Source organism: Egibacteraceae bacterium, from assembly GCA_040905805.1.
Classification (GTDB): Bacteria; Actinomycetota; Nitriliruptoria; order Euzebyales; family Egibacteraceae; genus DATLGH01.
On sequence record JBBDQS010000011.1, the window covers coordinates 3,936 to 13,644 of the forward strand.

The following is a 9,709-nucleotide window of genomic DNA, read 5'->3' on the forward strand; positions in this document are numbered from 1 at the left end:
CCCTCTGGCCGGGCCACACCCCCGGGCACGTCGCCGGGCCACCCGACCACCGTGGGAGTGGCCCTCTGGCCGGGCCACACCCCCGGGCACGTCGCCGGGCCACCCGACCACCGTGGCCGTCAGGGTGCCAGGAGCAGCTTGCCCCGGGTCCGGCGCCCCTCGATGTAACGGTGGGCGTCGGCAGCCTCGGCCAGCGGGAAGGTCCGGTCGATGCGCACGTCGAGCTCCCCGGCGACGATCCACGCGAACAGGTCGCCGGCCCGCCGGCGCAGCTCGGCGGGGTCCGCGACGTAGTGGCCCAGCGTCGGACGGGTCAGGTACAGCGACCCGTTCCTGGCGAGCACCTGCAGGTCCAGCGGCGCGACCGGGCCGCTGGACTGGCCGAAGAGCACGACCATGCCCCGTGGCCGCACGCAGTCCATGCTCCGGATGAACGTGTCGCGCCCGACCGAGTCGTAGACGACGTCGACCCCGTGCCCGTACAGCCGCGTGGCCTCCTCGGCGAAGTCGACCTCGGTGTAGCGGATCACCTCGTCGGCGCCCGCCGTGCGGGCCAGCTCGGCCTTCTCGGCGGTGGACACCGTGGCCACGACCTGGGCCCCACGGCGCTTGGCGACCTGGACGAGCAGGTGACCGACCCCGCCCGCACCGGCGTGCACGAGGGCGGTGTGCCCCGGCGCCAGGGGGAAGGTGGACGTCGCCAGGTAGTGGGCGGTCATCCCCTGCAGCATGACCGCGGCCGCGGTGGGGGTGTCGACACCCTCCGGCACGGCCACCAGGCCGTCGACGTCGGCGACCACCTGCTCGGCGTAGCTGCCCGGCTGCCCCGACCAGGCCACGCGGTCCCCCGGGCGCAGTCCGTCGACGCCCTCGGCGACGGCCACGACGGTCCCGGCGCCCTCGGAGCCGGGGATCGCCGGCAGCCCGACGGGGTAGTCCCCGCTGCGCTGGTAGGTGTCGATGAAGTTGACACCGGCGGCCTCGACCGCGACCACGGCCTGGCCGGGGCCCGGGGTGGGTGCGTCGAGCTCGACAGGGCGCAGGACCTCGGGACCTCCCGTCTGCCGGACCTGGATCGCGCGCATGGTGGCGGTGATCACCGCTCGTAGGTGCCGACGAGGCGGTTCTGCTCGATGATGTGGCCCTCCATGCGGTCCAGCAGCTCCCTGCGGGTCAGGGCCGGGGCGGCACCGACCTCCTCGTCGAGAGCGTACAACCAGAAGTAGTAGTGATGCGTGCCGTGGCCGGCGGGCGGGGCGGGACCCCCGTAGCCGGTCTTGCCGAAGTCGTTCGTGCCCTGGGGGTGGTCACCGGCACCGCCCTCCGGGATGGCGGTGACCTCCGGCGGGATGGCGTACACGACCCAGTGGGTGAACCCGTGCGCCATCGGTGCGTCGGGATCGTGGCAGATCACCGCCAGCGAGCGCGTCCCCGCCGGGATCCCGCGGAACTCGAGCGCCGGGGAGACGTCGTCCCCGTCCGCGGTGTGCCGCCTGGGGATCTGCTCGCCCCACGCGAAGGCGGGACTGGTGATGGTCAGGGCCTGGATGTGCATCGCCGCTCCGATCATCGGGTGCCGCCATCCTCCCCGCCTCGCCGGGTGGGCTAATCGGCGCGCTCCTCGGCCTCGGCTGCGGCCTCCTGCCGGCGGGCCCGCCAGACCACGACGGTGGCGCCGGCCAGCAGGAGGCCCGCCACGACCGTGGGCAGCAACCCGACGTGCTGGACCGCCGGGACGACCGACTGGTCGAGGAGCCGGCGGGTCTGCCCGGTCGGGTCCGACAGCACGATGGCGACGAAGGCCGCGGCCAGGACCGTGACCGCCACCGCCACGGCCGTGGCCAGCCGCCCGCTCACGCCGGCACGCTCCCGCAGGATGCGGCCAGCCTTGAAGATCCGGCGGACCCGGAGCACGCGCAGGGCGCCGACGAAGCGGATCAGGCGCAGCACCTGGACCGGGCCGACGGCGAAGACCACCGCCGGCACGGTCGCCAGGGCGACGCCGGTGAGCAGCCAGTGGTCGCGCAGCCACCGACGCCGGTCACCGGCCAGGACGAAGAGGACCACCGCCTCCGCGACGAACACGGCCAGGGTCGCGTAGTTGATGGCCGTGCCGACCTGGGCCGGTCGCCCTTCGAGGGCGGTGAGGAACATCGCCGGGACCGATGCGAGCGCTGCCAGGATCACCGGGACGGTGAACCGTCCCTCGAGCTCATCGGCGCGGTCGCGGTCACGGGATGTCGTCGTGCCGCTGTCCATGGAGCACGAGCCTAGCGCGCATGCTCGCGGGGCCAGCGGGGCCAGCGGGGCCGGCGGGGCCAGCGGGGCCAGCGGGTGCCGAGGTCGACCAGCGCCGCCGACTTGGGTGTCGAGCACCGCAGCGGCAAAGCCGTGGGGTTCGAGCTGCGCGACGCCGCCCTGTGAGCTGCCGGTTTGCGCCGATCACCTCCGACGCGGTCGGATGAGCGCATGAACGACGACACCCTGCGCGGCCGTCTCGTCGTGGCGACGCCGGCCCTCGCCGACGGCAACTTCGCCCACGCGGTCGTGTTGCTGCTCGAGCACAGCGCCGAGGGCGCCGTCGGCGTGATCGTCAACCGTCCGACCGAGACGCCGCTGGCGACGTCCGTGCCCGAGTGGGCGTCCCTGGCCGCCGAGCCCACGCTGCTGTTCCTCGGGGGGCCCGTGCAGCCCGAGGCGGTCATCGCGCTGGCGCGCATGTACGGCCCCACCGAGGACGTGGAGCAGATCCTGCCCGGCGTCGGCGTCGTGGATCTGTCGGGCGACCCCACCCGCATCGGCGCGGCGATCGCGGGCGTGCGGGTCTTCGCCGGCTACGCGGGGTGGGGCGCCGGTCAGCTCGAGGACGAGATCGCCGGCGGGAGCTGGTTCGTGGTCGATGCGCGACCCGAGGACGTCTTCAGCGACGAGCCGGAGACGGTCTGGCGTGGCGTGCTGCGCCGGCAGGGCGGGGTGTTCACCACCATCCCCCCCGACCCGACCGCCAACTAAAGCGCGACCGCCCGGACGGTTCATGCGGGGGCGTTGCCGGGACGCCACTTGATCGAGCAGCCCATGCTGGGGTGCTGCTCGTCGGGGACCGGCTCACCGGCCAGGAGGGCGTCCAGGGCGGCGCGCAGGTCCGCGCCGGTGACGGGCTCGCCGCTGCGGGGTCGCGACCCGTCCATCTGGCCGCGGTAGGCCAGGCGCTGGTCGGCGTCGAAGACGAAGAAGTCCGGCGTGCAGGCGGCACCGTAGGCCCTGGCGACCTCCTGCGTCTCGTCGACGAGGTAGGGAAACGTGTACCCCGCCTCCGCGGCCTCCTCGACCATGCGCGCCGGCGCGTCGTCGGGGAAGGCGTCGGCGTCGTTGGCGTTGATGCCCACCACGGCCACCCCCCGGTCGCGGTACTCGGTGGTGAGGGCCGCCAGCGTCTCGCGGACGTGGCGGACGTAGGGGCAGTGGTTGCACAGGAACATGACGAGCAGCGCGGGCGCGCCGGCCAGGTCGTCCAGGGACGTGACCTTGCCGTCGGGATCGGCCAGGCTGAACGGCGGGGCGGGCGTGCCGAGCGGCATCATCGTGGAGGTTGCGGCCACCAGGGGCCTCCTTGCGGGTTGCGGTCGGGTCGTCTGGCGACCCTACCCGGGTCGGCGCCCTACGATGGGCTCCGAGCCGGTGTCGGCACGGCAACGGCAACGGCAACGGCACAGCAACGGCACGGGAAGTGCACCGGAAACGGAGACGCCAGTGAGCTCGGTCAACACCATGCGCGGCCTGCTCGTCGCCGGCGCGGTCTTCGCCGCCGTCGTGGCCGCCTTCTTCCAGCTGTGGACGGTCGTGGCCGTCATGAGCGTCGGCGTCGCCGCCCACGCCGGCCTGTCGGTCCACCTGCACCGCACGGGTGCGACCGGGGCGTCCCCGCCACCGCCGCCCCCGCCCACGGGCGCGGCGCCCTAGGCCCGGCAGGCCGGGGGGTGTGACCCGCGCCGAGGAGACGCCATGGTGGACGAGCTCGACCAGGCAGGGCTGACCTGGGGGCAGGGCGCGGCAGGCCGGCGACGGCTCGCCGCGCTCCGGGCGCTCTGCGACACCTTCGTACCGGCGGTGCGCCCGCCCGACGCCGCTCCCGTGGACCCCTTCTGGTCCCGCGTGGCGTCGGATCTGGGCGTCGAACGCGCGGTGGCCGGCTACATCGCCACCCGGCTCGCCGACGCCGACCGCGCGGGCCTGGAGCAGCTGCTGGACCTGCTCGGCCGCGCCGGCTTCGCGCGCCTGCCCCTCGGGGCTCGTACCGTGGCCGTCCGGACGCTGCGCCGGGCCTCCGCCGAGGTGGCGCGCGGCCTCGACGCGCTGCTGGCCTTGACCATGCTGTTCTTCTACGCCCGCCCCGACGACACCGGGACCAACCCGAACTGGCCCGTCCTCGGCTACCCGGGGCCCCCCGAGCTCGCCCGTCCCGAGACCCGCCACCTCCGCCCGCTGGCCCTGCCCGCGGGGTCGGACCACGTCGAGCTGGACGCCGACGTGTGCGTGGTCGGGTCCGGCTCCGGCGGAGCCGTCGTGGCCGCGGAGCTGGCGGCGGCCGGCCGGGACGTCGTGGTGCTGGAGGCCGGCGGCGCGGCGGAGCCGCCCGACTTCCCCCGCTTCGAGCTGGACGCCTACCGTGACCTGTACTGGCGCGACGGGCTGGCCCCGACGGCCGACGGCACCGTGACGGTCATCGCCGGTGCCACCCTTGGCGGCGGCTCGGCGGTCAACTGGATGAACTGCGTGACCCCGCCGGAGTGGGTGCGCGAGCAGTGGGCGCGCGCGCACGGCGTGGCCGGCGTCGACGGGCCGGACTTCGACGCGCACCTCGCAGCGGTGGCCGAGCGCATCGGCGCCACCGACGCGTGCAGCGACCGCAACGGTCCGAACGCCCGGCTCATGGACGGGGCCCGCACCAGCGGATGGTCGTGGCAGGTCGTGCGGCGCAACACCGATCCGGCGACCTACGACCCGGCGTCCGCCGGCCACGTCGGGTTCGGCGACGCCACCGGCAGCAAGCAGAGCACCATCGGCACGTTCCTGGCCGACGCCGCCGCCGCCGGGACGCGGGTCGTGGCGGGCTGCCACGCCGAGCGGGTCCAGGTCGAGGCGGGCCGCGCGGTCGGTGTGCGGGGCCGGCTCGCCGACGGGCGCCGGGTCGACGTGCGCGCCCCGGCGGTGGTCGTGGCGGCGGGGGCCCTGGAGACCCCCGCCCTGCTGCTGCGCTCCGACCTCGGCGGCCCGGCCGTGGGCCGCAACCTCCACCTGCACCCCACCCCGGCCATGGCGGGGTACTACGGTGACGAGCAGCGCGCGTGGTGGGGGGCGCCCCAGACGGTGATCGTCGACGAGTTCGCCGACCTCGCCGAGGGCTACGGCTTCCTGGTCGAGTGCCCCCACTACGGGGCCGGCCTGTTCTCCGCCAACACCCCGTGGCGCTCCGGCCGCGACCACAAGGTGCTCGCCGCACGCGCCGGCCACATGGCGCCCTTCATCGCCGTCACCCGCGACCGCGGCAGCGGGAGCGTCAGCATCGACGACGTCGGCGAGCCCGTGGTCACCTACCCCCTCGACGACGACCTGGACCGGCGTCATCTGGCCGCGGGCATCGGCGCGATGGCCCGGCTGCACGCGGCCGCCGGCGCCCGGGCCGTCGTCGACCTCGCGCCCGCCCGGCGCCTCTGGCGCCGCGGTGACGACCTCGACGGGTTCGTCGACCGCATCGGGCGCGACCCGTTCGGTGCCCGAGGCCGGGGCCTGTTCAGCGCGCACCAGATGGGCACGGCGCGCATGGGCCCCGACCCGGCCACCAGCGTCACCGACCCGGAGGGTCAGCTGCACACCGCGCCGGGGGTGTGGGTCGGCGACACGAGCGCGTTCCCGACCGCCAGCGGCGTCAACCCGATGGTGACCTGCATGGCCCTCGCGCGCCGCACCGCGCACGCGCTGCTCGCCGCGGGCTGAGATGTGAATCGCTCCGAGCCTGCGAAGGCGATTCTCCGCTGTGCCGGGTGAGGCGGTCGCGCAGCGACCGCCATGAAGATGCTGAGACGGGAATCGCCGGAGCGCCAGCGGAGGCGATTCTCCGCTGTGCCGGGTGAGGCGGTCGCGCAGCGACCGCCATAAAGATGCTGACATGGGCCGCACCAGCGCCCGGCCACTGCGGTTACCCGCGAGTAACCCTGCCAATTCTCGCGTTACTCGCGGGTACACCCGAACTCGGCGGGGGCGGTCACGGCAGGCGCCAGTCGACCGGCGCGGCGCCCTGCTCGGCCAGCAGGGCGTTGGTCCGGCTGAACGGACGCGAGCCGAAGAAGCCGTTGCGGGCCGACAGCGGGCTCGGGTGGGCGCTCTCCACGACGGGCACGTCGCCGAGCAGGGGCTTCAGGTTGCGCGCGTCGCGGCCCCACAGGACCGCCACCAGCGGGCCGCCGCGAGCGGCCAGGGCACGAATCGCCTGCTCGGTGATCTCCTCCCAGCCCTTGCCCCGGTGCGAGGCCGGGGTGCCGGGCCGCACGGTCAGGACGCGGTTGAGCAGCATCACGCCCTGTGAGGTCCAGGGGGTCAGGTCACCACAGGCGGGCCGCGGGTGGCCGAGGTCCTCGCAGTACTCGCGGAAGATGTTGGCGAGGCTCCCGGGCAGCGGGCGCACGTCGGGCGCCACCGAGAAGCACAGCCCGATGGGGTGGCCGGGCGTGGGGTAGGGGTCCTGGCCCACGAGCAGGACGCGCACCGCGTCGAGGGGCTGGAAGAAGGCTGCCAGGACGCGGTCGCCCGCCGGGAGGAAGCGCCGGCCGGCGGCCTGTTCGGCGCGCAGGAAGTCGCCGACCGCGGCGATGCGATCGCGCACCGGCTCCAGCGCCGGGGCCCAACCGGGGCCGACGGCGTCGGCGAAGTCCGGTCGTTCGGACGGCTCGGTGGTCACGGATCCGACCCTACCGCTGCACGCGCGCCGCGCGACGTCCGGGCCGCGGTGGCGCTGCCGGAGATGTGCACCGCCGGAGCCGGCGATGCTCGCGGTGATGCCGGGCGCGACACCGGCCGGTTCATCCGGCGACGAGGGGGCCGGGGGGCGGCTCCGCTGACGAGCCCCGGGGCGCACCGAGCGTCAGGGGCAGCAGCAGTAGGAGGCAGGCGCCCGCGGAGAGCGCGAAGGTGGTCGGGCCCCCGAGCGCGCCGAAGGCGGCCGCGCCCGCCACCGTCCCGGCAGTCTGGCCGGTCCGCGCGGAGCTGACGAACAGGGCCACGACCGCGCCCCGGCTGGTGTCGCTCGAGCGCACGGCGATGTCCTGCAGGTTCGGCACCATGAGCCCCTGGCCGGCTCCGAAGAAGGCGATGGCGGCCACCAGCAGCAGCAGGCTCGGTGCGACAGCCACGAACGCGAGCGAGATCGCGAACAGGACCGTGGCGGTGGTCAGCAGCGCCCGCTTGGAGAAGCGCTGCAGCCGTCCGGCCGACAGCGCTGCGACGGTGTTGGCCACCGCAGGCAGGCCGAGGACCAGCCCGCGGATCGACGGGCTCACCCCGAAGGCCTGCTCGAGGTGCAACGGCATCACGGTGAGCAGCAGCCCGAACACCAGGGCGAAGGTGATCGCCCCGGCGCCCAGGGCCCGCACCACGCCGGGCTGGCGCAAGGCCGGCCGGAGGTCACGCAGCTGCTCGCCGATGTCGACCCTGCGCCGGGTCGAGGGTGGCAGGCGGCGCGCGACGAGGCCGGCGGTGCCCAGGGCCAGCGGATAGAGCAGGAAGGGGGCCCGCCAGCCGCCGAGGTCGGTGAGCACGCCACCGATCAGGGGCAGCACGGTGATGCAGGTGGTCAGCACGGCGGAGTTGCGGCCGATCATCGCCGCGCGCCGGCCGCCGACCCAGTGGTCGCCGATCAGCACGACCGCGAGGTTGACCAGGCCCGCGGCGCCGGCACCCTGTAGGAAGCGCCACGCGAGGAGCCACCCCAGGGAGGGCGACGTCGCGGCCAGACCACCCGCCAGCCCGAACAGCACCAGGCAGGGCACCAGCACCTCCCGGCGGCCGAAGCGGTCGGCGAGCAGGCCGATGACCGGCGCCAGGACGATACCGGGCAGGGTCGCGGCGCCGATCACGAGGCCGGCCTGCCCGGGCGCGGCCCCGACGCCCCGGAGGATCTCCGGCAGCGAGGGGGTGATGAGCGTGGTGGTCATGATGCCGGTCGCGGTGATCGCGAACACGATCGGCAGGGCGGGGCGGACGCCGTCGCCGGCGGCCGTCCCGGGTCGCTCGCCACGCGGGCCACGCTGATCGGACTGCACCACCGGCAGCCTTGCCCGCTCGAGCGACGGTCGCAACGCGCCACCAAGGTGTGGCACCGTGCCGGGCATGCTCGACGGTCCGATGGCATCCCTCACCGGCCTCCACCCGCACGGCGCCGAGCGCGCCGACCGGCTCGTGACCGGTCCCCACGAGGCCGTCCGGACCGAAGCCGCCGACCAACTCGTGGCCGATCCCCACGAGGCCGTCCGGACCGAAGCCGCCGACCAGCTCGTGGCCGATCCCCACGAGGCCGTCCGGGCCGAAGCCGCCGACCAGCGCGTGACCGATCCCCACGAGGCCGTCCGGACCGCCGTGGCGCGCCCGACCCAGCGGGCGTGGCGTCTGCGCGCCGCGCCGTGGGGGGCACGGTGAGGGTCGTCGGCGTCGACGCGTGCCCGGGTGGGTGGGTGGGGGTCGTGCTGGGCGACGCGGGCGTCGAGCGGGCGGTGCAGGCGGACACGCTGCAGGCCCTGGCCGCCCAGACCCCCACCGCCGAAGGCTTCGGGATCGACGTGCCGATCGGGCTGCCCGTCGATGGCGTCCGCGCCGCCGACGTGGCGGCCCGGCGGTTCCTGGGGGTGCGCCGGTCCTCGGTGTTCGCCACCCCGGTCCGCGCGGCGCTGGAGGCGGGCACCCACGCCGAGGCCAGCGCCATCGGCCGCCGCCTCACCGGTCAGGGGGTCAGCCGCCAGGCGTACGCGCTGGCGCGCAGCATCCTCGACGCCGACCGCTGGGTCGCGGTGGCGGGGGCACCCGTGTGGGAGGTGCACCCCGAGGTCTCCTTCGCGGTGCTGCTCGGCCACCCGGCGCACACGTCCAAGAAGACCTGGGTGGGCCTGCAGGAACGCCTGGGCGCCCTCGAGGACGCCGGGATCGCGCTCGGCCCGCTGCCCGGGGCGGGGCGCGCCGGCCCCGACGACGTCGTCGACGCCGCGGCGGCCGCGTGGAGCGCCGCCCGGCTCGTGCGCGGGGCAGGCATCAGCCTGCCGGACCCGCCCGAGCTCGACCCCGCGACGGGACGCGCCGTCGCCATCTGGGCCTGATCCTCCCGCGCCACGCGCATCTCGGGCTGGCCCGCCGCGGGAAGGTTGACGGTCGCCACCCCTTGCGGGCCCCGAGCCCCGCCACCCAAGCCAGTTTTCCCGCGTGGGCGCGGGAAAGCTGGGCCTCCCGCCCACGCCGACCGGGGCGGCCGGCCATCGCCCTCCGACATTCCCGCGGCGCCTGCCCGAGCGCACCCCCGCGCCTGCCCGAGCGCACCCCAGCCGAGATCCAGGTGTGCGGCTGCCGGCGGCCCCGGCGCGGCCCCGGCTCCTCACCGGGGAACCAGGGTGCGGCCTGCCGGCGGCCCCGGCGCGGCCCCGGCTCCTCACCGGGGAACCAGGGTGCGGCC

11 protein-coding genes are annotated in these 9,709 nt (G+C 75.6%); 5 read left to right on the forward strand and 6 right to left on the reverse strand.

Annotated elements, in window-relative coordinates; translation table 11 throughout:
- Positions 1–119 precede the first annotated feature (119 nt).
- The 3 genes from WD250_01935 to WD250_01945 are packed head-to-tail and all read right to left on the reverse strand — an operon-like array spanning position 120 to position 2,259.
- The gene (locus tag WD250_01935; GenBank protein ID MEX2618955.1) at positions 120–1,085 is read right to left on the reverse strand and encodes a quinone oxidoreductase; all 966 of its coding nucleotides are present in this window, start codon (positions 1,083–1,085) and stop codon (positions 120–122) included.
- A gap of 11 nt (positions 1,086–1,096) precedes the next feature.
- On the reverse strand, positions 1,097–1,570 hold the full coding sequence (locus tag WD250_01940; protein MEX2618956.1) for a YbhB/YbcL family Raf kinase inhibitor-like protein: 474 nt from the start codon (positions 1,568–1,570) through the stop codon (positions 1,097–1,099).
- A 35-nt stretch (positions 1,571–1,605) separates the two neighbouring features.
- Complete coding sequence (locus WD250_01945) at positions 1,606–2,259, reverse strand: ion transporter (protein MEX2618957.1); 654 nt, start codon at positions 2,257–2,259, stop codon at positions 1,606–1,608.
- 210 nt (positions 2,260–2,469) lie between these two features.
- Here WD250_01945 and WD250_01950 point away from each other — a divergent pair, with 210 nt between their 5' ends.
- A complete protein-coding gene (locus WD250_01950; GenBank protein MEX2618958.1) occupies positions 2,470–3,012 on the forward strand; it encodes a YqgE/AlgH family protein in 543 nt (180 codons plus the stop codon).
- A gap of 20 nt (positions 3,013–3,032) precedes the next feature.
- Here the strand turns inward: WD250_01950 and WD250_01955 are convergent, their stop codons facing one another.
- Complete coding sequence (locus WD250_01955) at positions 3,033–3,599, reverse strand: thioredoxin family protein (protein ID MEX2618959.1); 567 nt, start codon at positions 3,597–3,599, stop codon at positions 3,033–3,035.
- A 151-nt stretch (positions 3,600–3,750) separates the two neighbouring features.
- On the opposite strand from WD250_01955, the gene WD250_01960 reads away from it, so the two are divergent.
- Both WD250_01960 and WD250_01965 read left to right on the forward strand, forming a co-directional pair.
- The gene (locus WD250_01960; protein MEX2618960.1) at positions 3,751–3,960 is read left to right on the forward strand and encodes a hypothetical protein; all 210 of its coding nucleotides are present in this window, start codon (positions 3,751–3,753) and stop codon (positions 3,958–3,960) included.
- A gap of 42 nt (positions 3,961–4,002) precedes the next feature.
- The gene (locus WD250_01965; protein ID MEX2618961.1) at positions 4,003–5,994 is read left to right on the forward strand and encodes a GMC family oxidoreductase; all 1,992 of its coding nucleotides are present in this window, start codon (positions 4,003–4,005) and stop codon (positions 5,992–5,994) included.
- Positions 5,995–6,262: 268 nt separating this feature from the next.
- On the opposite strand, the gene WD250_01970 is transcribed toward WD250_01965, so the two are convergent.
- Positions 6,263–6,955 (reverse strand): uracil-DNA glycosylase, encoded by a 693-nt coding sequence (locus WD250_01970; protein ID MEX2618962.1) that lies wholly within the window; start codon positions 6,953–6,955, stop codon positions 6,263–6,265.
- A 121-nt stretch (positions 6,956–7,076) separates the two neighbouring features.
- Positions 7,077–8,315: an MFS transporter gene (locus WD250_01975; GenBank protein MEX2618963.1), complete on the reverse strand. Its 1,239-nt coding sequence runs from the start codon at positions 8,313–8,315 to the stop codon at positions 7,077–7,079.
- 58 nt (positions 8,316–8,373) lie between these two features.
- Here WD250_01975 and WD250_01980 point away from each other — a divergent pair, with 58 nt between their 5' ends.
- Together WD250_01980 and WD250_01985 are read left to right on the forward strand one after the other, a co-directional pair.
- A complete protein-coding gene (locus WD250_01980) occupies positions 8,374–8,688 on the forward strand; it encodes a hypothetical protein (protein MEX2618964.1) in 315 nt (104 codons plus the stop codon).
- On the forward strand, positions 8,685–9,359 hold the full coding sequence (locus WD250_01985) for a DUF429 domain-containing protein (GenBank protein ID MEX2618965.1): 675 nt from the start codon (positions 8,685–8,687) through the stop codon (positions 9,357–9,359). The genes WD250_01980 and WD250_01985 overlap by 4 nt, the downstream gene beginning before the upstream one ends.
- Positions 9,360–9,709 lie beyond the last annotated feature (350 nt).